Source organism: Gordonia sp. SMJS1 (genome assembly GCF_029866425.1).
Lineage (GTDB): Bacteria > Actinomycetota > Actinomycetes > Mycobacteriales > Mycobacteriaceae > Gordonia > Gordonia hongkongensis.
Genome location: NZ_CP123381.1, coordinates 3,310,352 through 3,332,985 on the forward strand (window position 1 = coordinate 3,310,352; position 22,634 = coordinate 3,332,985).

A 22,634-nucleotide genomic window follows, 5' to 3' on the forward strand; every position below is an offset into this window, starting at 1 on the left:
GGAGCGGCATCGTCGGCCCACTCACGCCCGCGCGAGCGCTCACGGTGCCGCCTCGTCGGCGGCCGTCGCGTCGACGACCCGCCATCCGCCCCGCTCGGACCACGCGGTGATCACCGAGTCGAGATCGGCGCCGGCCGCGGCCAGCAGGATGACGTCGCCGGCGGCGGGCCGCCAGTCCGGTTCGGTGTCGGCGAGTCGGGCGGCGGCGTCGACGGACTCGACGATGCGCGCCTCGTCACCCCACGAACCCTCCATGACCGCGCCCTGGTGCAGCGCGTGCACCGATCGTGAATCCCCCACGCAGAGAGTCTTGTCGACAGCCAGCCGGACCGCCAGGCGACCCAGCAGATCGTGTTCGACGACGCGCTGGTTCTCGGTCAGGCCGGCCGGCGAGGCCAGCTCGGCGATGACCGCCCAGGTGCGGCCGGCGCCGGCGGACTCGGCGAGGCGCCGGATCAGCCGGCGGGCGTCGTCGACCGACACCGGCGCATCGCCGCGGATGACCGTGACCGCTCCGGTGGTCATCGTTCGCTCTCCGTGACCGCACCCGGAGCCTCGGCTGCGCGGGACTCGAGCGCACGGGCGACGACCTCCCGATCGTCGAACGGATGCTTCACGCCGTCGATCTCCTGTCCTGCCTCGTGTCCCTTGCCGGCGACCAGCACGATGTCGCCGGGTCGTGCCCAGGCGACGGCCGCCTCGATCGCGGCGGCGCGATCGCCGATCTCCCGGATCGGTTCCGCGCCGCGGGGGCGCTCGGTTCCGGGCACGGCCTGTGCACCGGCGAGCACCTCGGCCCGGATCGCACCCGGGTCCTCGGTACGCGGGTTGTCGTCGGTCACGACCACGAGTTCGGCACCGCGCGCGGCCGCTTCCCCCATCAGCGGCCGTTTCCCGGTGTCGCGATCGCCGCCGGCACCGACGACGATGGCCACCCGTCCGGTGGTCTGCCCGCGCAGTGTCGCCAGCACCGCCTCGATCGCGCCCGGCTTGTGGGCGTAGTCGACGAGGGCCAGGAACGGCTGTCCACGATCGATGCGCTGTAGGCGTCCCGGGACGCTCACCGACGCGACCGCCTCGAGTGCGGTGGGCACCGGCACGCCGGCGGCGTGTGCCACGGCGACGGCCAGGAGCCCGTTGGCCACGTTGTACCGGCCGGGCAGCGGGATGAGGAGCTCGTGCTCGCCGTCCGGCTCGGTGAACGGGGTGCGTGACGAGCCGTCGTCGGCGAGCGACGAGTCATCCGCATGCCAGTGGGCCGGCGTCGGCCCGGTGGATACCAGGACCGGCTGCAGATGGGCGGCCTCGCCCGGCCGCCGGGCGAGCTCGGCCATCCGCCGACCCCACTCGTCGTCGACGCACACGACCGCCCGGACCGCGTGCGTCGGGGCGGACGGGACGAACAGCTGGGCCTTCGCGTCGAAGTAGGCGCGCATCGTCAGGTGGAAATCGAGATGGTCCTGCGAGAGATTGGTGAACGCGCCGATCGCGAAATGCGCACCGTCGACGCGACCGAGTGCCAGCGCGTGACTCGACACCTCCATGACGACGATGTCGACGCCGTCCTCGAGCATCGCCGCGAGCAGGGCCTGCAGGGTCGGGGCCTCCGGCGTGGTCAGCGAACTCGGTTGGGCGTCGCCGTTCACGCGGGTCTCGACGGTGCCGATGAGCCCTACCGAGTGCCCGGCGGCCAGCAGGGCGGCCTCGACCAGATAGGACGTGGTGGTCTTGCCCGACGTGCCGGTGATGCCGATCAGCTTGAGTCGTTGGGACGGATTGCCGTACACGCGGGCGCTGACATTGCCGAGCACCGTGCGGGGAGCGGGATGGATGAGGACCGCGACGGCAGTCTCCGGCGGCAGGACGCGAGCCAGTTCGGCCCGGCCGGCGGGGTCGGTGAGGATGGCCGTCGCACCGGCCGCCACGGCCTGATCGGCGAACTTCGCGCCGTGCGTGCTGGCCCCGGGCAGAGCGGCGAACAGGTCACCGGGCCGGACGTCCTGCGCCCGCAGGACGACCCCGGTCACCTGGGTCTCGGCGTCGGCGCCGCCGACCAGGTCGAGTCGGGCCCCGGTGGCGGTGGACAACACGGACACCGCTGTCGGCGCGACCTCACGCGGACGGATGGGTCCGCCCCTCCGGTCGGGTGATGGTCGACGAGACGCCATCGGTGCTCCTCGCCTCCTCGGTTCTTCTCTCGGCGTTTCCCACGGGCGAGCGGACATGCTCGCTCCTCGGGACTGTGCTGGTCGTGCGGGACTGCTCGGTACGGGTGTCGGTGTTCGGACGTCGGACCGGGCTGTGCCGCGAGGTGCGTCGGTGCCTCGTCGGGAGGCGCAGAATCGCACTCACGATACCGACCCGCCCCGACGCCACAGCACACGGTGCGCCCGTGGCCGCACCTGTCCGGGTGTCCGGCTGATCGGCGACGGACTCCGCGGGCGCTACCGTGCGGTCAGGGTCAGCCGGGGCGTCGGCGCGGACAGCGGCACCTGGGCGCGCTGGAGCATCCACGACGTGATGGTGGAGAACAGCGGAGCCGCCGACTGACCGCCCGACCCGTCGGAACTGCGCCGTGGGTTGTCGAGCATGATCCCGACGACGTAGCGCGGGTTGTCGGCCGGGGCGATGCCCGCGAACGTGATGTTGTACCGCGAGTTCGAGTAGCACCCACAGGATGGATCGACCTGCTGCGCGGTGCCGGTCTTGCCGCTCACCTGGTAGCCGTCGACGCCGCCTTGGTCCCGGTGCCCTGTTGCTCACCGGTCGGGTCGTCCTGCACCACCGACCGGAACATGTCCCGGACGGTCCGGGCGGTGGACTCGCTCACCACCCGGACGGGTTGGGGCCGCGCCCGGTCGTCGGGCGCCGACCCGTCCCGCTGTTCCGATGCCAGGATGCGTGGCGGAATGCGCAGGCCGTCGTTGGCGATCGCCTGGTACATCGCGGTCATCTGCAGCAGCGACATCGAAAGGCCCTGTCCGATGGGCAGGTTGGCGAACGAGCCACCGGACCACTGACTCAGGGCGGGAACCTCTCCCGCGCTCTCCGCGGGCAGGCCGACCCCGGTTCGCTGACCGAGACCGAACTTCTTGACCATGTCGGCGAAGCGCTCCTCGCCGATCCGCTGCGCGAGCATCAGGGTGCCGACGTTCGACGACTTACCGAAGATGCCGGTGGTGGTGTACGGCTCGACCCCGTGCGGCCAAGCGTCGCGCACCGTGACACCTGCCATCCGGATGCTGCCCGGAACGCGGTACACCGTCTCGGGCCGGGTGATGCCGTATTCGACGGCGGCCGCGGCGGCGATGAGCTTGTTGACCGAGCCTGGCTCGAACGGAGACGTGACGGCGGGGTTGCCCAGCTCGGCATCGGGCTGCTCGGACAACGGGATGGATGCGTTGAACGTCCCGTCGTTCGCCATCGCCAGCACCTCACCGGTCTTGGCATCGAGCACCACGGCCGACGCGCCCTGCGCACCCGATGCCTGCTTGGCCTTCATGACCTGGCTCTGGACGAACCACTGGATGTCGGAGTCGAGGGTGAGGCGCACCGTCGCCCCGTTGAGAGCCGGGTGCACGTTGCGCATGCTGCCGGGGATGACGGCCCCGTCCGATCCCCGGTCGTAGGTCCGCGAGCCGTCGGTCCCGGACAGGATCGAGTCAAGCGACGCCTCGAGCCCGATGAGTCCGTTGCCGTCGTAGTTCACGTCGCCGACCACGTTCGCCGCCAGCGACCCACCCGGGTACAGGCGGATGCTCTGCGGGTCGGCACCGACCTCCGGGAAGTCCTCGGTGATCCGGGACGCGACGTCGGGGCTCACGGACCGCGCGAGGTACACGAAAGTGTCTTCGCCGGTGACCTTCTCGAGGAGATCCTCCTCGCTGATCGAACCACCGAGGGCCACCGACACCCCCTTCGCGATCTCCTCGAGCCTGGTCTCGACGTCGGGAAGCGCGGGGTTCTTGCGGTGCTCTTCCTCGATCGTCTTGCGAACGGCCTTGGGCAGGAACGTCAATGACCGCGCTTCGTCGGTGTAGGCCAGCGGGCGCCCGTTGCGGTCGAGGATCGCACCGCGCTTGGCGGTGAGGACCTGCGTGTACTCGCGCTGCTGTGCGGCCTCGGCAGAGATCGAACTCGCCTGCACCGTGTGGACGACGATCATCTTGACCGCGACGGCGAGGACGACCAGCAGGACCACCACGCCGGCCGCGCGCGCACGGAAGACGAAACCCTGCGGCCCACGGCCGTTCCGCCCGCCGGGCCCCTTCCGATCCGATCCTCCCGACCCCGCTCCGGGTCCACGCCCGGGTCGGCGTCCCGGACGCGACGGGCCGGCGCCGAGCCGCTCGAAGGTCGCACGTGTCATGGTCGTCAATTGTTCACCGCTTCAACGTGGTTACCCCGGATTTGACCCCGGCGGGTTGGAGATGGCGCCGGAGATCCAGCGCACTTCGGAAGCGCGGATCGGGGCGAACTCACGGGGTGGGCACCACATTCGGCGCCGGAGTCGGGGTCGACGGCGCGGCCGGGGGCACGGCACCGGCCCCGGAGGGAGCCGGACTCGCACCGGACGGGAGCGGATTCGCGCCGGGCGGTGCGGTCTGCGACGGAGACGGTCCGCCGGCCGCCGGTTCGTCGGATGCCGGTTGCGACGGTGCGGGTTGCGGTGTGGACGTCCCGCCCGCCTCGGGTCCCGCGGAACCCGATCCGCCGCCCAGCCCGATCGAGTCGTCGACCTCGCTCGGGTCGATCGATTCCGCGGGATCCGGTGCGGTATCGGGATTCAGGCTCCCCATCGGACGCCCGGACGCGGGCTCCGGCTTGCCCACCACGCGCGGGCGTCGCGGGTCGTCGACGATCATCCGAGCGGGGTTGTCGGCGGGGATCATGCCGAGACGTGCTGCCTTGTCCGACAATTCAGGCGCCGAGTTGCCCGATTCGTACGTGCGCTTGAGCGCGTCGCGCTGATCGATGAGGGACTGGTTCTGCGTCCGCTCGATTCCCAGCTTGTAGGAATCCTGCGCCGCCTTGGTCGACAACCACAGGCTGAGACCGAGTCCGAGGACGAGCAACGCGATCACCGGCACGACAAACGGGGTGTGCTGCAGTCGCTCTCGCAGGGACACCCCGGTCATGGACAGTCCGCCGCCGGTACGACGCGGCGGCGTGGCACGACCCGCCGCGGAGCGTCGGTGTCGACGGTCGAGTGCCCGCTGGGCGGCCCTCGATCGTGTCGCACGTTCGGACTCGATGCGGGTTCGGCGTGACCGTCGCGAATCGCGCTCGTCGCCGGCGGACCGCGACGGGGCCTCGTGCAGGATGGTCATGCTCAGCCCTTCTTCTCGACTCGCTCGATCGCGCGGACACGTACCGGCGCCGAGCGCGGGTTGGTGGCCAGTTCGTTCTCGTCCGGACGTTCGGCGCCCCGCGTGACGACACGGAATTCCGGTGCCGTGCCGGGCAACTCGACCGGGAGCCCGGGGGGTGAGGTGGACGATGTGCGCGTCGCGAACTCGCGCTTGACGATCCGATCCTCGAGAGACTGGTAACTCATCACGGCGATCCGTCCGCCCACGGCGAGCGCGTCCAGCGCAGCGGGCAAAGCCTCACGCAGGACGTCCAATTCATGGTTGACCTCGATGCGCAACGCCTGGAAGGTCCGCTTCGCCGGGTGCCCGCCGGTCCGCCTGGTGGCGGCCGGGATGGCGTCGTAGAGCAGTTCGACGAGACGCGCGCTGGTCGTGAAGGGCTCCTTGTCCCGCTCCCGCAGGACCGCCGAGGCGATCCGGCCGGCGAAGCGCTCCTCCCCGTAATCGGAGAGTACGCGGGCCAATTCGCCGTGCGAGTACGTGTTGAGCACGTCGGCGGCGGTGAGCGGGTCGTCGGCGTTCATGCGCATGTCGAGCGGCGCATCCACCGCATAGGCGAAACCGCGTCCGGCCTGGTCCAGCTGCATCGACGACACCCCGAGATCGAACAGTGCGGCATCGATGACCGACTCCCCCGCTGCGTCCATCACGTCGCGGATCTCGTGAAAGGTGGCCTGGTGCAGCGAGATCCGGTCGGAGTACGACGTCAGGCGCTCGCGGGCGATCTCGAGTGCCGAGGCGTCCCGATCGATGCCGACCACGCGGACGTTCGGGAACGACTCGAGAACCAGTTGACTGTGCCCGCCCGCGCCGAGCGTGGCGTCGAGGAAGACGCGCGGATCGTCGGAATCCAGTGCGGGGGTCAGCAGTTCGACGATGCGCGCACCCATGACGGGGATGTGGCCGAACTCGCCGGACCGACGCGGTTCGTCCTCGGCATCGACCATGATGAAGACCCCCCATCGGCATGTATGCGGTATCGGCGGTGGGCGGATGCCTCGGGTCGGCGAGAGCAGGCGGTCGGATGGAGCGGGGTCCCGACCCGATCACGCACCTGGCGTTGGGGAAGTACGCCAGGGTCGCCACCGGGCCGGGGCCTCGTGCCACCCGAAGCCGCTGGGCACCGAACTCGCCCATCGGTTGCTGTCTCTTCGGTCGGTTTCTGGTCGGTTGCTGTCGTTGGTGTTGCTGTCTCGGCGGTGTGGCGGCCGGTCCTCCGGCTACAGCACCGCGTTCAGCGCGGCGGAGTTGGCGGCCGAGAAGTTCTCCTCGTGCCGCGTCTGGTACTCGTTCCATGCGGCCGAGTCCCAGATCTCGAGGTGATCGAAGCTGCCGAACACCACGCACTCCTTGGACAACCCCGCGTACACGCGATGGTCGCCGGACAGGCTGATCCTGCCCTGACCGTCCGGTCGCTGCTCTTCCGAACCGGCGAAGAACGTTCGCTGGAACGCGCGCAGATCAGGGTCGTTCCGAGACGCCTCGACGATCCGAGCGGCTATCGCGTCGAACTCTTCGGTCCGGTACACCGACAAGCTGTGATCTTGGCCTTTGGTGACCACTACCCCTCCTGCCAGTGCATCGCGGAACTTGGCGGGCAACGTGAGCCGCCCTTTGTCGTCCAATTTGGGCGTGTAGGTACCGACGAATCGCACGGACACGTCGACACCTCCTGCCCACCGGGTTCCGCGTCGTATCTCGCCTCACCCAGTGATGCCACAGTACCCCACTTTCCACCACTTTCCACCCCCACCGCCCCCGCATTCACCCACTGACAGCAAATTCCCAGTTCAGGGAGCTCAAGATGACGATGAACGCGCGTGTCGCCGGCGCGTCATGGGCGGAAAGAAGGGCAACCAGCGTGTGACCAGAGATACCGATGAGGTCCGAGAGGCGGGAATTCCAGGCGTAAATCCTCTAGTGGGGCAAAGTGGGGCGACCCGGTGGGGAGAAGTGGGGATCGCCGGTGGCGAGAAGTGGGGATCGCCAGTATGGAAGCGCGAGGACCGTTGACCGGGCGTTCGATCCCGTCGACCGTGCGCCCGGATCCGTTCAGCGTGCTCTGGAGAGCAATCGAGGACATGAAAGAGCCGCGTGCCCGAAGGCACGCGGCTCAGTCGAATATGCGAAGTTGCGGGAGTCGGTCAGCCGATCGACGAACGCGGAGTCGGGATCAGCGGATCACTCCTGCTCGAACCGGCGATTGAATCGCTCCTCCATGCGTTCTGACAGCTTGCGCTTGGCGCCGGACGACCCCGATTGCTTCTTGCCGGACCTGGTCGACGACGAGCCCGCCTCGGCGGTGTTGTTGTCTCCCCAGAGAGCGAAGAGGCCGGCCCCGAACATCACCAGGAAGCCCAGGAGGCTCACGATCGGGAATCCGCCGATGTTGATGTTGACGATGAGTCCGCCGACCAGCATCACCAGGCCGACGACGAAGACCGCTGCCGCCTGCAGGCGACGACGACCGCTCGACTTCCCAAGGCGCCGACGCTTGACACTGGACGCAAACTTGGGGTCTTCCGCGTACAGCGCGCTCTCGATCTGTTCGAGCATGCGTTGCTCGTGCTCCGAAAGTGGCACCGACCCTCCTTCTCACTGATCCGTGACGCCGACGAAGGTCACCCGCGACCGGAAAGGCGTCTGCGCCTATATCGTCCCATGATACGAGGTGAAATCGACCGCGACCACCATTACTCGCTGTTGCCGACGACCGGGCGGTGCCAGAAACCGCAAAGTGTGGCCGGATTCACGCCGTCGCGCCGATCTGCGGCGCTTCGGCACCGAGTTTTCCTTGCTCGTAGGCGATGACCATCGTCTCGACCCGACGCAGGAAGTCGAGGACGAGCAGCCGCATGCCGGCGACGCTGTCGGGGTCGATCGTGCGGATGATCCCGGACTCGATCTTCATCCGAACCGGCGACAGCGCGGCGAACCGGGCGGCGATCGGCGCCAGCTCTGGGGCGACCACACCGATGCGGGTCCAGGCGTTCGACGTCCTGCGCCGCACGGTCCCGACCGGTTCGTGCACGGCGAGGGCCGCGCCCGAGGCGCGGAGGGCAACGAGGTACAGCTGACGGAACCGCTCGACGTCGTCGTCGACGCCGTCGGCATTGTCGAAGAGCACGTGTGCACGCTCGAGGAGATCGCGCGCTCGACCGACCATCACCGGGTCGACGGGCGCCGCGTGGGTGAGAGCCGTGGCGCTGCGGTGTCTGGCCATGTCGTCCTCCTCGTGCGTATGGGCTGTGTCCGGCGGCAGACGCTTCCCTCGTCCGCCGCCGGACCGTGTCGTCGGATGAACGCGAACAGCTTGCGGAGGCACATTCATCGAACATCCGTTCGACACGTTCAATATAGCTATCCCGGCGTCGGCGTTCAAGACATCTGTGACCCGAAACCCCCGCCGGGGAGTACAACGCCACCACCTGCGGGCCGATTCCTGCCGAGTGTGCATCATCGATAGGACAATTCCCGGAAGTGGCCTGCGACGCGATGCCCCCGGCAGAGGGCGGCCCGCCCCAGCGGCAGCCGACCTCGTCTGCAGGTCGACGACGCAGGACGAACGATGCAGAGAACGGAAATCCGTTGACCATCCGCCTGGTGAGCCTGAGTGGCCAGGACGCCCGGGCCTGGCTCGAGCCGGCCCTGGAGATCTACGTGACCGCGATGAATTATCCGCGCGGTACGGAGATCCATCGGGCCGGGCTCTGGCGCGAACACATCGCGCGGCCCGGATGGCGTGCGATGGGCGCGGTCGAGACGGTGACCCCACACGAGGCGCGGACCATGCCGGCCGCGCGGCGCCGGGTCGGTCCGCCGGTCGGCTTCGGACCCGACGACCTGCTCGTCGGCATCGCCTACGGCTACACCGGCGCGACCGGTCAATGGTGGAACCAGCAGCTGCGGCTCGGACTCCGCCAGACGGGCCGACCGCCCGAGACGGTCGAGGCGATCGCGCGCGACTACTTCGAGCTCACCGAGCTGCACGTCCACCCGACCGCTCAGGGCCGAGGTATCGGCCAGGGGCTCCTCGCCCGGCTGCTGGCCGACCGGCCCGAACGCCATGTGCTGCTGTCGACCCCGGAGATCCCCGCCGAGGACAACCGCGCGTGGTCGTTGTACCGGCGGATGGGTTTCACCGACGTCCTGCGCCACTTCACCTTCACCGGCGATCCGCGTCCGTTCGCGTTCCTCGGCCGTCCGCTCCCCCTGGAACTGCAACCCCCGGCCGCCGCCCGCCGCGCCGGTACCGGGAGCTGACGATGCACGGCACACGGCGTGACGCCGTCGTCATCGGCGCGGGCCACAACGGCCTGATCGCCGCGGCCTACCTGGCACAGGCCGGACGGGATGTGGAGGCACTCGAGCGGGACGACATCCCAGGCGGCGCGGTCTCCACCGTCGAACGGTTCCCCGGACATCGGGTCGACCGGGGGTCGTCGTCGCATCTGATGATCCGTCACTCCCCCGTTCTCGACGACCTCGACCTCGCCGCGCACGGCCTGCGCTACATCGACTGCGATCCGTGGGCGTTCGTCCCGGCCACCGCGACCGCCCCGCCGATCGTCTTCCGCACCGACCTCGACGCGACGTGCGCTTCCATCGAGAACGCCTGTGGTGCAACCGATGCCGCCGCATATCGACGGTTCGTGGAGACGTGGACGCCGCGGGCGCGGGCGGTCATGGATGCGTTCTACCAACCCGCGACGATGGGGAAGTTCGGCCGGGCCTTCGGCGGGCTCGGCGGCACCGCCACCACGGCACGCACGGGGTTGTTCGGCCGGCGCGGTGGCCGGGTGCTGAACCTGACCGCCGAATTGATGGCCTCCGGCGATTCCCTCCTCGACGAGTATTTCGAGTCCGAACAGCTCAAGGCGGGACTCGCGTGGTTCGGCGCCCAGTCCGGACCGCCCATGAGCGCACCGGGCACGGCGCCGATGATCGGATTCGCCGCACTCATGCACCGAATCCCGCCCGGACGCGCGATCGGGGGCAGCGGCGCACTCACCGAGGCCCTCGTGCACCGAATCCACCAGGACGGCGGCCGTGTCTCCTGCGGCGACCCCGCGGTCTCCGTCGCCCGCTGCGGCGACCACTGGCGGGTGCTCACCAGCACGGGTCAATCCCGTTGTGCCGCAACAGTCATCCACGCCTGCCACGTGCTCACCACGCTCGACCTCCTCGCCGCCGGCGGTTTCGACGCGGGCGTCATCGACCGGTGGCGACGCACCATCGTCGTGGGCAGCGGGATCGGGATGGCGGTTCGCCTGGGGACGACCGGCCTGCCCGACTACCAGGGCTGCCCGGCGACCTGCCCGAGCACGGCGTCCATTCGGCTCTCGGACTGCTGGTCACCGACCGCGCCCACCTCACCCGAGCCCATGCCGCGGCGTCGGTGGGCGAGCTCCCGCCGCGCCCGGCCGTGGTCGCGATGAGCTATTCGGCGATCGATCCGACGCTCGCGCCCCCGGGCCGCTCCGTCATCAATCTCTGGGCACAGTGGCATCCGTACCGGCCGGCCGACGGCGACTGGCCGGCCGCGGCGGACCGCGCCGCGAAGGCCGTCGTCGACGAGGTGGACCGCCACGCGCCCGGTTTCGCCGAGTCGGTCGCGCATCGGTACGTCCAGACGCCGCGAGATCTGGCCGATGAGCTGGGCCTGATCGGCGGCAACATCATGCATGTCGAGATGTCCATCGACCAGATGTTCATGTGGCGTCCCACCCCCGACCTCGCCGGACACCGCGTCCCCGGTGCCGACGGCCTGCTCCTCGCCGGAGCGTCGACTCACCCCGGCGGAGGTGTCACCGGCGCGAGCGGTTACATCGCCGCCCACCTGGCGCTGCGACGCGGGCGTCGGGGTCTCGGCCGTCGGCCCTGACACCGCCGACACCCGACGCGGCGCGGTGTGACGGGTGCCCCGCGGTCCGGCCGGGGTCTGGCACGATGAGCACCGTGCGTTCGTCGAATCCCGTACCGGGTGCGCCCGGGTCCCGCCGAGCCCGGCGCCTGTTGCCGTCCGCGGTGGCCGTCGCTCTCGTCGCTCTCTCCCCGCTGATGGCCGGTTGTCTCGAACGGTCGACGACGGTGGGAGATCGCTACTCGGGGAGCGTCGTCGTGGCGACCACCCCGGACAATCCGCGCGGGACACCGCAGTTCGACCTCCCCGAGTCGATGATGGGGCAGGTCTCGGTGACCGACTACAAACAGGTGCCCGATCGTCCCGACGCGCCGTCGTCTCCGGGCGCCGGACCCGAGAACACGGCCGAATCCCCCTCACCCTCCGAGCCCGCCGGAAACGACGAGGCCGGCGCGGACGAGAACCCCGACGAGGACGATCCCGCCACGCGCGTCGGAACGCGGGCGTCGTTCAGCGATCTCACCGCGGGGCAGTTCGCCCAACTGGGCGACATCGTGGCCGACGCCTACGGCGACACCTCGCTGACGATGGATCTCACCGCCAAGCGCAGCGGGGAGGTGGTGCGGTTCCGCGGCGACGCCGATCTGACCGAGCTGGTCCCGGACCGCGACTACGTACAACTGACCGTCACCTTCGGCGGTCCGGTGACCGCGACGAACGGCGAGCAGGTCGGCGAGTCCACCGTGACCTGGACCCCCGCTCCGGGTGAACCGTCGGACTTCAGCGCCGATGCCACCTATCCGGACCCGGCGACCGCCGCGGTCAGCAGTTGGTCGTGGTTCGTCGCGTTGCTGTGCGTCGTGGTCGTCCTGGTGATCGTCCGGATCGCCTACTCCAAGCGGTATCGCGGACCGCGGCCCGGACGTCCGGTGGCGGCTAAGACAAACCCTTCGTCGATCTCGGGTGAAGGACTCGCGGCTGCCGCCGATCCCGTGTCGGGTCCGTCATCGGCAACGCCGCCCGCGGATCGAAAGCCACCCGCGGGCACATGATGCCGCGCCGGACCGGCGCCGACACCGGTCCGGCGGAACAGCTTCGGCCGTTCAGGCCGGGACGTGCAGCGCGGCGTCGACGTCCACGCCGAGTCGGCCCAGGACCTCCGTCGTGGCCTTGGCGAAGTTCAGACTGCAGAAATGCAGACACGGCGCACCCTCGGCGACCAGTCGCTGTGCCATCTCGGTGGCGAAGTCGATGCCGACGGCACGGACCGACGCACGATCCTCCTCGGCGCCGTTGCCCGCGGCCTTGGCGAAGCGTTCCTCGACGTCGGGCGGGATCACCGAACCCGACAGCTCGACCATGCGACGGACGGTGGCCAGCGACGTGACCGGCATGATGCCCGGGATGATCGGCTTGAGTCCCTGCTCGGGGTCGGCGGCCGCGACCCGGTCGCGCAGCCGCAGGTAGTGCTCGACGTCGAAGAACATCTGGGTGATGGAGTACTCGGCCCCGGCCCGCAACTTGCTGACAAGAGTGCGGGTGTCGTGTTCGATGTCGGGCGACCGGTGATGCGTCTCCGGGAACGACGCCACCCCCACGTGGAAGTCGCCGAGGGTGTCGATGAGCCGGACCAGTTGCTCGGCGTACTCGACGCCGTCGGGATGGGCGACCCACTCGCCGAGCGGATCGCCGGGCGGATCGCCGCGAAGCGCGAGGATGTTGGTGATGCCCTGGTCGGCGTAGGCACCGACGAGCGCCCTCAGTTCCGCGACGCTGTGGTTGACGGCGGTCAGGTGGGCCACCGGCAGCAGCGTGGTATGTGCGGCGAGCTCACCGGTGATGCGCACCGTGCGATCGCGCGTCGAACCGCCTGCACCGTAGGTCATCGAGACGAACGCCGGGGACAACCGCTCGAAGATGCGCACCGCCCGCCAGAGCCGGGACTCGGCCTCGGCGTCACGCGGCGGGAAGAACTCGACCGAGAACGGGACCGGGCCGCGGTGCGGGGCGGACAGGCGTTCGACGATCGAGGGTGCGGGAGCGGTTGGGGTCACCCGCACAGTGTACGGAGCAGGTCGCATAGCCTGGCAGGGTGACCTCCACGATCCCCACGCCCACCTCGCTCGATGCGGTTCCGGGCGCCGTCGAGGCCGAATTACGCGCCTTCTTCGACGACGCGGTCCCGGCCGCCGCCGCGATCGCACCGGTGGTCGGTGAGGCGGCCGAACTGATCCGGGAGTTCGTGCTGCGAGGAGGCAAACGCATTCGACCGGTCTTCGCCTTCGCCGGGTGGCGCTGCGGGACGTCGTCGTCGGACCGTGCCGTCGCCGGGGCCGCAGCCGAGGACGACGCCCCCGGCCCGCGGGACGCGCTGCGCGTCTGCGCCGCACTCGAACTCGTGCAGGCCTGCGCCCTGATCCACGACGACATCATCGACCGGTCGGACACCCGGCGCGGGTACCCGACCGTGCACCGGGAGTTCGAGTCACGGCACGCGAGCGCGGAGTGGGCCGGGGACTCCGGCACCCACGGGGTGGCGGCCGCGATCCTCGCCGGCGACTTCGCGCTCGCCTGGGCGGACGACCTGGTCCACGGTCACCGGCCGGGGGTTTCGACAGGCTCAACCGGCGGGGACCGCTCAACCGGCGGGGACCGCTCAACCGGCAGGGACCGCTCAACCGGCAGGGACGGCGACCACCCGCTGCCCGCGGAGGTGGGCGCGACGTGGGCGGCGATGCGGACCGAGGTGCTCGGCGGCCAGTTCCTGGACATCGTGAACGAGGCCGGCGGCGACGACTCGACCGAGGCCGCCTACCGGGTGATGGAGTTCAAGACCGCCGCCTACACCGTCGCGCGACCACTCGAGCTGGGTGCGCGACTCGCCGGTGCGTCCGAGCAGCTGGTGTCGACGCTGCGTGCGATCGGGCACGACCTCGGCATCGCCTTCCAGCTCCGCGACGATCTGCTCGGCGTCTTCGGCGATCCCGAACGCACGGGTAAACCGTCCGGGGACGATCTGGTCTCGGACAAGCACACGGCCCTGCGCGCGATCGCGCTGCAACGCGCCGATGCGGCCGACCCGGCCCTCGGCGCGCGGTTGCGCTCCTACTTCGGCCGCCGGCTCGACAGCGACGAATTGGGTTCCGCGCGAGACCTGTTCGTCGAGCTCGGCGCGGTGGCCGAGGTGGAGAACTCGATCGACGAGCTGTTGGGGTCGGCGTTGACCGCACTCGACGCCGCCGACATCGGCGACGACATCCGTGCCGAGCTGATCGCGGTCGCCCATCGCGTCGCGCACCGTCAGGCGTGAGCACTTCCGTGACAGGTGCCGCCACGGCCGGTCGGGGCGATCTGATCCTCGGCGCGATCGGGTCCGTGCTGGTCTGTCTCGGCAGCTTCGGGGTCGGCGACCCGCCGCGCAACTCCGCTCTTCTCTCCGATCTGGGTCTGAGCTGGATCACGTACGGGCACGGCAAGAACGTCTTCGGGACGCTGTTCTGGCTGGGCGTGTTCCTCATGGTGTTCGGGTGGGTCCGGCTGGGGCGTCGGATCATCTCCGCCACCACCGACACCGCGCCGACGACGCGGACGCTGAGCCGATGGGTGCTCGTGTGGACCGCTCCCCTGCTCGTCGCGGTGCCGGTGTACTCGCGCGACGTCTACGCCTATCTCGCCCAGGGCGCGGTGTTCGGCGCCGGTTTCGACCCGTATGCCGACGGTCCCGCCCACCTGCCCGGTCCGCTCGTCGACAGCATGGCGCAGGTCTGGGCGACCACGACGGCACCGTACGGCCCCTTCTTCATGGGCATGCTGCGCGTCGTCACCGAGATCACCGGCGACCAGGTCGTCCTCGGCGTGCTGGCCATCCGGCTGGTGCTGCTGCCCGGACTCTTCCTGTCCCTCTGGGCGATACCCCGATTGGCGGAGCGGTTCGGGGCCTCCCCGCAAGCCGGACTGTGGCTGGTGCTGTTCAACCCGCTGGTCCTGATCCATCTCGTGGCGGGACCGCACGTGGAGCTGCTGATGATGGGCGTCCTCGTCACCGGGATCGTCCTGGTGGTCGACGGCCGGCACGTGGTGGGCACAGCCGTCCTGGCGCTCGCGGTGTCGATCAAGATCACCGCCGGCATCGCACTGCCGTTCGTCTTGTGGATCTGGTTGTCGCACATCCGTTCCCGGCGACCGGTGACCGCCCGCGACGTGGTGACGGTGTTCGCATCCATCGTCGGGATCGCGGTCGCGGTGTTCGGCCTGTGGACCCTGGTGATCGGTTTGGGACTCGGCTGGCTCACCGGCCTGGGGTGGGCCGACGTCATCATCAACTGGTTCACGATTCCCACCCTCGCCGCCCATGTCGTGACCCTCGTCGCGGCGCCGTTCGTCGCCCTCAATCTGCAACCGGTGCTGGAGGTCACGCGGGCAATCGGTTCGGTGGTCCTCGCGGTAACGCTGGTCGCGCTCTGGTGGCGCCACCGCCACGACGTGCGGGACGCGGTCGCCGGGATGGCGTGGGCGATGCTGGCCGTACTCCTGCTCGAGCCGTCGACGCTGCCCTGGTACTACACGTGGGTGCTGGTGATCGCGGTGGCCTTCGACCTGCCGATGTGGGTGCGGGCCACGGTCGTCGGTGCCTCGACGTTCCTGCTGATCGTGTTCCAGCCCGACGACGCGATCGTCTTCTACAAACCTGTCGAGGTGACGCTGGCGGCCGCACTGGCCGGCGTCGCGGCCTGGTCGCTGACCCGTCGGGACCCGTTGCGGCTGGGCCGGTTCGGGAGGTGGGCGTGGGGCGCGACCCCGGCCGGCGAGGACACTCTCGCGTCGGATGTCCTCGCGGAGACGGGCGTCGAGGAGTCGGGGCGCGCCGAGGCCGAGCACCGGGAGTCCGGACCCCGGGGGTTCGGGGCCGGGGCGTCGCTCAGAAAGCCTGGGCCTGCGCCCGGCGGATGACCTCGCGGGCGAGATCCGTGTGCAGCGCTGCCGCCGGGTGGAGTCCGAGATCTTCCTGCTCGGTGAACAACCACTCCATCACCTCGTCGCGCGTGTAACCGCCGTCGATCAGGACCGCCACGAGCCCGTAGAAGTGTTTCGCGACGCCACCCTCGTCCACGAAGAGCGCCGGAATCGCCGGGTATCCGTTGTGGGAGACCGCGAGCAGGTGATGGTCACGGATGAGTGTCCGCACCCGGTTGGTCGACACCCCGAGGCGGTCGGCGACATCGTCGATCGACAGGAACTCGGTGTCGGAAGGCAGAGTGTCAGGCGACAACGGTAGGGAACCCACGTCGAAAGGGTAGCCGGTAGTCGGGAGCGGGAGAAACCGTCGGGTCGCGACGACATGACGAACGGACCCGCGAACGCCCCGTCGGCGACACCCTCCATCGGCATCGTGCCGATGCTCTCGACCGGCCCGGGCTGCAGGTAGATTCGGCAGCGTGAACTCCCCCGTCGACACGATGCTCGGGACCGTCCTCGAGGACCGGTACCGGATCGACGCGCCCATCGCGCGCGGCGGCATGTCGGCGGTCTACCTCGCCGTCGACCTGCGGCTGGGACGCGACGTGGCGGTGAAGGTGATGGACTCCCGGTACTCGGGAGACCCACAGTTCTTGCGCCGCTTCGAGTTCGAGGCGCGCGCGGTCGCCGGCCTCAAACATCCCGGGCTCGTCGCGGTGTACGACCAGGGCATCGACGACGGCATCGCGTTCCTGGTGATGGAACTGGTCGACGGGGGCAGCCTGCGCGAACTGTTGCGCGAACGCGGCCCGATGCCGCCCCATGCCGTCGTCGCGGTGGCCGCGCCGGTACTGGGCGGGCTGGGCACCGCACATGCCGCGGGTCTGGTCCACCGGGACGTGAAACCCGAGAACGTGCTCATCTCCGACGAGGGCGAGGTCAAGGTCGCCGACTTCGGACTCGTACGCGCCGTCGCCGAAGCCGGGGTGACCTCGGCGAGCGTGATCCTGGGGACGGCCGCCTATCTCTCCCCCGAGCAAGTCGAGTCCACTCATGCCGACGCGCGCAGCGACGTCTACTCCATGGGTGTGATGATGTTCGAACTCCTCACGGGCAGAACACCTTTCTCGGGCGACTCACCCCTGGCTCTCGCCTACCAACGTCTCAGCTTCGACGTGCCGGCGCCGGGCGACGTGATCCCGGGGGTGCCGGAGGAGTTCGACGAGATCGTGTTGCGCGCGACCGAACGCGACCCCGCCGATCGATATGCCGACGGCTTCGACATGCAGCGGGCTCTGCTCGCCGTCGCCGACGAACTCGACCTCCCGCCGTTCACGGTGCCCGCTCCGCGCCGGTCGGCCGAGCGTCAGACGGTGTCGCGCTACCGGGGCCCCGATCCCGGCGGCCATGGCACCCGGGTCCAGTCGGTGCCCGGCCCGGCGCGGCCCGCGGACACAGCCACACCCGTGGAGCAACCTGCGGCCGAGCGCGACGACGTCGGCTCCGCGCCGCGTCCGGTGACCCGTCGTACCCCACGGCCGGTGGCCGTCGAGCCCGAACTCATCGGCGGCAGCCGGCTCGGCGCGCTGGTCTGGATAGTCGTCGTGCTGGTGCTGGTCGGCGGCCTCGGCGCCCTCGGATTCTGGGTCGGCAGCACGTTCCTGGCGATCGGCTGACGCCCCGCTCCCTCAGCCGCGCAGCATCTCCGCGACGAGGAACGCCAGCTCGAGCGACTGCTGCGTGTTCAACCGCGGATCGCAGGCCGTCTCGTAGCGTCCCCCGAGGTCGAGATCCGAGATCTCCTGTGCGCCACCGAGACATTCGGTGACGTCCTCGCCGGTCAGCTCGACGTGGACACCGCCCGGATGACTACCCAGCGCGCGATGCACCTCGAAGAACCCCTGCACCTCGTCGACGATGCGGTCGAAGTGCCGGGTCTTGAAGCCGGTCGACGCCTCATGGGTGTTCCCGTGCATCGGATCGCACTGCCAGATGACCTTGTGGCCGGTCGCCTCGACGGCGCCGACGATGGCCGGCAGCACGTCGCGGACCTTGCCGTTGCCCATCCGCGCGACGAGCGTGAGTCGCCCGGGCACGTTGTGCGGATCGAGACGCTCGACGTATTCGACGGCCTGCTCGGGCGTCGTCGTGGGCCCGATCTTGACGCCGATCGGATTGCTGATGAGCTCCGCGAACGCGATGTGGGCGCCGTCGAGCTGGCGGGTCCTCTCCCCGATCCACAGGAAGTGCGCGGAGAGGTCGTAGAGGACCTTGCCGGCACCCTCGGGGTCGTCGGCCAGCCGCAGCATGGCGCGTTCGTAGTCGAGGACGAGCGCTTCGTGCGAGGCGAAGATGGAAGCGGAGTTCAGATTCGAATCGGTGACGCCGCAGGCGTCCATGAACCGCAGGCCGCGATCGATCTCGGACGCCAGGGCCTCGTAGCGTGCGCCGGCGGGTGACGTGCGCACGAACTCGCGGTTCCAGTCGTGCACCCGGCTCAGATCCGCCTCGGCCTGGGTGAGGGCGCGGACCAGGTTCATCGCGGCCGCGGCATTCGCGTAGGCGCGCACCAGCCGGGACGGGTCGTGGGCCCGCACCGCCGCGTCGGCCACGAATCCGTTGACCATGTCGCCGCGGTAGGAGGGCAGCCCCAGGGCGTCGGTGTCGGATGATCGCGGCTTGGCGTACTGGCCTGCGATCCGGGCGACCTTGACCACCGGCATGCTGGCGCCGTAGGTGAGCACGACCGCCATCTGCAACAACGTGCGGATGTTGCCCTTGATGTGCGGTTCGGTGTTGTCGGCGAACGTCTCCGCGCAGTCACCGCCCTGCAGGAGGAATGCACGCCCCTCGGCGACGTCGGCCAGCTGCGCGGCGAGTGTCTGGACCTCGGCGGGCATACAGATCGGCGGGACCGACTCGAGGACGGTCCGCATCTTGCGCGCCTCGTCGGCCGGCCAGCTCGGCTGCTGTACCGCCGGGCGGCTGATCGCGTCGTCGAAACGCGTCTGGAGGTCCCCCGGAAGCGGCGGGAGCTCGGGAAGGTCGTCGATCGGAACGTCTACGGTCCAGTTCACCACCCGTCCAGGGTAGAGGAGACGTGGCCGTGGATTCGTCCGCGGGTCAGACGCGGGCCTTCTCGATCGCCTCCCACCGGCGCAGGTTGTGCCGGGCGTCGCTCAGCGCGTCGTGCGCGTCCGACGGCGTGGGCGGCAGCGCCGGTCGGCCCGCGGCCTCCCAGTGCTGCCGCAGCTCACGGGTGAACCGCGGGATCTCGCGCGGCAGCGCGGTCATGGGACCCCACAACTGGCACAGCACGACATGGTCGTACGCGCCCACCCAGGCCCACAGCTCGATGTCGGAGCCGTCGGCGGTGAGGAACTCGAGGAGATCTTCCCGGATGCGTCGACGGTCCCGCCACGCGGACGACGACGGCGAGGGCAGTTTCGGCAACACGTTGGCCCGCACCCAGTCCCCCGCCCGGCCGGGTCGAAATCGGTCGACACCGCATAGAACTCGCGGCCGTCCTCACCGACGACCCCGATCGAGACCAGCTCGATGGTGGTGCCGTCCTCGATGAACTCCGAGTCGTAGAAGAAACGCATGGGTCAAGTATTCACACACCCTCCTGCCGACCCGCTCACCGCGCACCGTTTCGCCATACCGCCCTCCGGCTGTCTACCCTGGTATTTCGTGCGCTCCAGGTCCGTGCTGGCGACCGCTCTCCTGGCGGCGTCGATCATCGCGCGGCTCGTCTGGGACACGCTGACCGTGAACGGCAGGAACTTCGTGGACCTGCACGTTTACCGCGACGGTTCGGCGGGTCTCGCCGACGGGTCGCTCTATCTCTTCACCTACGCCGGTGAGACCGACTTCGCCCTGCCCTTCACGTATCCGCCGTTCGCGGCCGTCGTGCTGTACCCGTTGTCTCTCGTGCCATGGGACCTGGTGGCCATCGGCTGGCAGCTCGCGACGTTCGGAGCCCTGTACACCTGCGTCGTCCTCGCCTTACGCCTGTGCGGGTCGACGACCGACGTCTACGCCGTGGCCGCACTCTGGACCGCCCCCGCGATCTGGTGCGAACCGGTCCGGGTCACCCTGGACTACGGCCAGATCAACGTCTTCCTGATGCTGGGCACCCTGCTGGCGGTCACCTGGGCGCGCAGCGACCGCGGGGTGCTCGCCGGCGGCGCACTCATCGGTCTGATGGCCGGGGTCAAGCTCACCCCGGCGATCTCCGGGCTCTGGTATCTCGCCGCCCGCAAACCCCTGGGCGCCCTGGCCGCCGCGGTCGCCTTCGTCTTCACCGTCCTCGGTTGCCTGCTGCTCTTCCCCGACGTCACCCGCACCTACTACGGGACCCTACTCGGCGACGCCGAGCGCATCGGCCCCGTCGAGGCGGTGATCAATCAGAGCCTGCGCGGCACCCTGTCCCGCTTCGTGGGCTTCGACGTGGGGTCGGGCTGGATCTGGATGGTCGGCGTCCTGGTCGCGGTCGTGGTGGCGGTGTTCGCCGGCCGCGCGGTGTCCGACGCGCTCGGCATCCTGCTGGTGGTCCAGCTCTTCGGACTCCTGGTGTCGCCGATCTCGTGGGTCCATCACTGGGTGTGGATCATCCCGCTGGGAATCTGGCTCGTGCACGGCACCGGTTCGCGGCGCCGGGGCGCGCGGGCGGTCCTCGCGATGTGGATCGTGGTCGCGGGCCTCGGGATTCCGTGGTTGCTCCGGGTCACGATCGAGTACGGTCCCCATCCCCCGGCGGCACTCGAGGCGATCTTCGGGGCCGCGTGGCCGGCGGCAACCTTCGTCACCTTCGCCTGGATGATCGCGACGCGCGCCGCGCGCGACGAACCCCGCGACACCCGACCGCGCGACGTCGTCGCCGCGGCGATCGTCGCCGCGGCGATCGTCGCCGACGGCCGGCTGCTGCTGGCGCAGCGGTCCCGTCCCGCCGAACTCGCCGGTCTGTGGGAACTGCCCGGCGGTCGTGTCGAGTCGGGGGAAACCCATGCGGCGGCGCTGGTTCGGGAGATCCGCGAGGAGCTCGGAGCCGAGGTCGAAGCCGGCGAGGGCGTCGGCTCCCCGGTCGCGCTGCCCGGTGGCCTGACCCTGCACGCCTACGTTGCGCGGTTGCGTTCGGGGACTCCGACCGCGCTCGAGCACCTCGCCGTGCGCTGGTTCTCCGCCGACGAGCTACGACACCTCGACGCAGCCGAGATCGTCCCGGCAGATCGCGACTGGATTCCGGAGCTGTGCGCCGTCCTGGACGGCACCCGGGTCGGCGACGCCGGCTGACCGACTGCGGCGGGTGCTCCCCGAGGAGTGCCCGGAGGGCGCAACCAACCACCGCTCCCTGGGAGCGCCCGGAGCTTGCGGAGGGCGCAACCAACCACCGCTCCCTGAGGAGCGCCCGGAGCTTGCGGAGGGCGCAACCAACCACCGCTCCCTGAGGAGCGCCCGGAGCTTGCGGAGGGCGCAACCAACCACCGCTCCCTGAGGAGCGCCCGGAGCTTGCGGAGGGCGCGTCACGAAGGGTCCTGGTGAGATGCGTCGCCAACCCTTCGTGGCTCGTCGCTAGCGCTCCTCGCACCTCAGGGAGCAGAGGGCGGTCAGAGACTTCCTCAAGCGGCGGCGTCGGCCGCCGGGGGCTCGACCGGCGGGGCCTGGTTCTTGAGACTCGCAGCGTAGACGTCGACGTACTGCTGACCCGAGAGCTGCATCAGCTCGTACATGATCTCGTCGGTGACCGCGCGTTCGATGTAGCGGTTGCCCTCCATGCCCTCGTAACGCGAGAAGTTCAGGGGCTTGCCGATACGCACCGACACCCGGGTGGGTCGCGGCAGGATGCTGCCCGGCGGGTTGAACTTGTGGGTGTCGATCATCGCGACGGGGATGACCGGCACCCCGGTGTCCATGGCCAGCCGGGCGAGACCGGTCTTTCCCTTGTAGAGGCGTCCGTCGGGCGATCGGGTGCCCTCGGGGTACATCCCCATCAGCTTGCCCTTGTCGAGCTGGCGGCGTGCCGCGGTGAGCGCACCCTCGGCGGCCTCGGCTCCCGACCGGTCGATGGGGATCTGACCGACCGCGGTGAAGAACCAGCGCTGGAAGCCACCTTTGAGCCCCGTACCGGTGAAGTACTCGTTCTTGGCGAGGAAGTAGATGCGGCGATCCACCATCAGCGGCAGGAAGAAGCTGTCCATCACCGCGAGGTGATTGCTCGCCAGGATCGCCGGGCCGTCGGTCGGGATGTTCTCGTGTCCTTCGATCGTCGGCCGGCCGAGGACCCGCAGGATCGGACCGAGAAAGATGTACTTGAACGCCCAGTACCACATGAGAATCTCCTCGCCGCGCACACCGACCCGATGACCACCGCCGGACAACCGCGCCGCGGAGACCGCGGAACCGAGGAGTGTCCCGACGCCAAGACCTTACCCGCGTCGCAC

Annotated in this window: 17 protein-coding genes and 3 pseudogenes; 7 read left to right on the plus strand and 13 right to left on the minus strand. The window is 69.8% G+C overall.

The window, feature by feature from the left end; all coding sequences use genetic code 11:
- Positions 1-39: 39 nt before the first annotated feature.
- The 8 genes and pseudogenes from QAD21_RS15030 to QAD21_RS15065 all read right to left on the minus strand — a co-directional run bounded on the left by QAD21_RS15030 (position 40) and on the right by QAD21_RS15065 (position 8,595).
- Positions 40-525 carry a UDP-N-acetylmuramoyl-tripeptide--D-alanyl-D-alanine ligase gene (locus QAD21_RS15030; protein WP_065632296.1) on the minus strand — a complete coding sequence of 162 codons (486 nt, stop codon included), beginning with the start codon at positions 523-525 and terminating at the stop codon, positions 40-42.
- On the minus strand, positions 522-2,168 hold the full coding sequence (locus QAD21_RS15035; protein ID WP_205333013.1) for a UDP-N-acetylmuramoyl-L-alanyl-D-glutamate--2,6-diaminopimelate ligase: 1,647 nt from the start codon (positions 2,166-2,168) through the stop codon (positions 522-524). Before QAD21_RS15035 ends, QAD21_RS15030 begins: the two co-directional genes overlap by 4 nt.
- A 276-nt stretch (positions 2,169-2,444) precedes the next feature.
- Positions 2,445-4,369 (minus strand): annotated as a pseudogene (locus QAD21_RS15040) (penicillin-binding protein 2).
- A gap of 109 nt (positions 4,370-4,478) precedes the next feature.
- Positions 4,479-5,330 (minus strand): hypothetical protein, encoded by an 852-nt coding sequence (locus QAD21_RS15045; RefSeq protein WP_068970562.1) that lies wholly within the window; start codon positions 5,328-5,330, stop codon positions 4,479-4,481.
- A gap of 2 nt (positions 5,331-5,332) precedes the next feature.
- On the minus strand, positions 5,333-6,319 hold the full coding sequence (gene rsmH, locus QAD21_RS15050; protein WP_068970561.1) for a 16S rRNA (cytosine(1402)-N(4))-methyltransferase RsmH: 987 nt from the start codon (positions 6,317-6,319) through the stop codon (positions 5,333-5,335).
- A gap of 273 nt (positions 6,320-6,592) precedes the next feature.
- Positions 6,593-7,033 (minus strand): division/cell wall cluster transcriptional repressor MraZ, encoded by a 441-nt coding sequence (gene mraZ, locus QAD21_RS15055; RefSeq protein WP_058251706.1) that lies wholly within the window; start codon positions 7,031-7,033, stop codon positions 6,593-6,595.
- Between the two features lie 520 nt (positions 7,034-7,553).
- Positions 7,554-7,955, minus strand: a complete 402-nt coding sequence (locus tag QAD21_RS15060) for a DUF3040 domain-containing protein (RefSeq protein WP_068970560.1) — start codon at positions 7,953-7,955, stop codon at positions 7,554-7,556.
- Positions 7,956-8,121: 166 nt separating this feature from the next.
- Positions 8,122-8,595, minus strand: coding sequence for an SAV_6107 family HEPN domain-containing protein (locus QAD21_RS15065; protein ID WP_058251704.1), 474 nt, complete (start codon positions 8,593-8,595; stop codon positions 8,122-8,124).
- Positions 8,596-8,960: 365 nt separating this feature from the next.
- On the opposite strand from QAD21_RS15065, the gene QAD21_RS15070 reads away from it, so the two are divergent.
- The 3 genes and pseudogenes from QAD21_RS15070 (at position 8,961) to QAD21_RS15080 (ending at position 12,287) form a co-directional block, all read left to right on the plus strand.
- Positions 8,961-9,635, plus strand: a complete 675-nt coding sequence (locus tag QAD21_RS15070) for a GNAT family N-acetyltransferase (RefSeq protein ID WP_137808481.1) — start codon at positions 8,961-8,963, stop codon at positions 9,633-9,635.
- A 2-nt stretch (positions 9,636-9,637) separates the two neighbouring features.
- Positions 9,638-11,256 (plus strand): annotated as a pseudogene (locus QAD21_RS15075) (NAD(P)/FAD-dependent oxidoreductase).
- Between the two features lie 65 nt (positions 11,257-11,321).
- A complete protein-coding gene (locus QAD21_RS15080; RefSeq protein ID WP_065632288.1) occupies positions 11,322-12,287 on the plus strand; it encodes a DUF3153 domain-containing protein in 966 nt (321 codons plus the stop codon).
- Positions 12,288-12,338: 51 nt separating this feature from the next.
- Here QAD21_RS15080 and QAD21_RS15085 read toward each other — a convergent pair whose 3' ends face one another.
- Complete coding sequence (locus QAD21_RS15085; protein ID WP_065632287.1) at positions 12,339-13,316, minus strand: methylenetetrahydrofolate reductase; 978 nt, start codon at positions 13,314-13,316, stop codon at positions 12,339-12,341.
- A gap of 11 nt (positions 13,317-13,327) precedes the next feature.
- On the opposite strand from QAD21_RS15085, the gene QAD21_RS15090 reads away from it, so the two are divergent.
- Positions 13,328-14,545, plus strand: coding sequence for a polyprenyl synthetase family protein (locus QAD21_RS15090; RefSeq protein ID WP_068970559.1), 1,218 nt, complete (start codon positions 13,328-13,330; stop codon positions 14,543-14,545).
- Between the two features lie 8 nt (positions 14,546-14,553).
- On the plus strand, positions 14,554-16,185 hold the full coding sequence (locus QAD21_RS15095) for an alpha-(1->6)-mannopyranosyltransferase A (protein WP_223258872.1): 1,632 nt from the start codon (positions 14,554-14,556) through the stop codon (positions 16,183-16,185).
- On the opposite strand, the gene QAD21_RS15100 is transcribed toward QAD21_RS15095, so the two are convergent.
- Positions 16,154-16,519 (minus strand): Rv2175c family DNA-binding protein, encoded by a 366-nt coding sequence (locus QAD21_RS15100; RefSeq protein ID WP_058251861.1) that lies wholly within the window; start codon positions 16,517-16,519, stop codon positions 16,154-16,156. The genes QAD21_RS15095 and QAD21_RS15100 overlap by 32 nt on opposite strands.
- Positions 16,520-16,670: 151 nt before the next feature.
- Between QAD21_RS15100 and QAD21_RS15105 the strand changes: the two genes are divergently transcribed.
- Positions 16,671-17,867, plus strand: a complete 1,197-nt coding sequence (locus tag QAD21_RS15105; RefSeq protein ID WP_205333015.1) for a protein kinase — start codon at positions 16,671-16,673, stop codon at positions 17,865-17,867.
- Between the two features lie 12 nt (positions 17,868-17,879).
- On the opposite strand, the gene QAD21_RS15110 is transcribed toward QAD21_RS15105, so the two are convergent.
- Both QAD21_RS15110 and QAD21_RS15115 read right to left on the minus strand, forming a co-directional pair.
- On the minus strand, positions 17,880-19,271 hold the full coding sequence (locus QAD21_RS15110) for a 3-deoxy-7-phosphoheptulonate synthase class II (RefSeq protein ID WP_068970557.1): 1,392 nt from the start codon (positions 19,269-19,271) through the stop codon (positions 17,880-17,882).
- Positions 19,272-19,314: 43 nt separating this feature from the next.
- Positions 19,315-19,796, minus strand: a pseudogene (locus QAD21_RS15115) (polyadenylate-specific 3'-exoribonuclease AS).
- Positions 19,797-19,899: 103 nt separating this feature from the next.
- On the opposite strand from QAD21_RS15115, the gene QAD21_RS15120 reads away from it, so the two are divergent.
- Positions 19,900-21,486 (plus strand): mannosyltransferase, encoded by a 1,587-nt coding sequence (locus QAD21_RS15120; RefSeq protein WP_068970556.1) that lies wholly within the window; start codon positions 19,900-19,902, stop codon positions 21,484-21,486.
- Between the two features lie 326 nt (positions 21,487-21,812).
- Here QAD21_RS15120 and QAD21_RS15125 read toward each other — a convergent pair whose 3' ends face one another.
- Entirely contained in the window at positions 21,813-22,523 is a 711-nt protein-coding gene (locus tag QAD21_RS15125) for a lysophospholipid acyltransferase family protein (protein WP_068972097.1), read from the minus strand.
- Positions 22,524-22,634 lie beyond the last annotated feature (111 nt).

Coding starts and splice junctions, on each gene's coding strand:
- QAD21_RS15030 (WP_065632296.1), bottom strand. CDS start 525: ATGACCACCGGAGCGGTCACGGTCATCCGCGGCGATGCGCCGGTGTCG.
- QAD21_RS15035 (WP_205333013.1), bottom strand. CDS start 2,168: ATGGCGTCTCGTCGACCATCACCCGACCGGAGGGGCGGACCCATCCGT.
- QAD21_RS15045 (WP_068970562.1), bottom strand. CDS start 5,330: ATGACCATCCTGCACGAGGCCCCGTCGCGGTCCGCCGGCGACGAGCGC.
- rsmH (WP_068970561.1), bottom strand. CDS start 6,319: ATGGTCGATGCCGAGGACGAACCGCGTCGGTCCGGCGAGTTCGGCCAC.
- QAD21_RS15065 (WP_058251704.1), bottom strand. CDS start 8,595: ATGGCCAGACACCGCAGCGCCACGGCTCTCACCCACGCGGCGCCCGTC.
- QAD21_RS15080 (WP_065632288.1), top strand. CDS start 11,322: ATGAGCACCGTGCGTTCGTCGAATCCCGTACCGGGTGCGCCCGGGTCC.
- QAD21_RS15085 (WP_065632287.1), bottom strand. CDS start 13,316: ATGCGACCTGCTCCGTACACTGTGCGGGTGACCCCAACCGCTCCCGCA.
- QAD21_RS15125 (WP_068972097.1), bottom strand. CDS start 22,523: ATGTGGTACTGGGCGTTCAAGTACATCTTTCTCGGTCCGATCCTGCGG.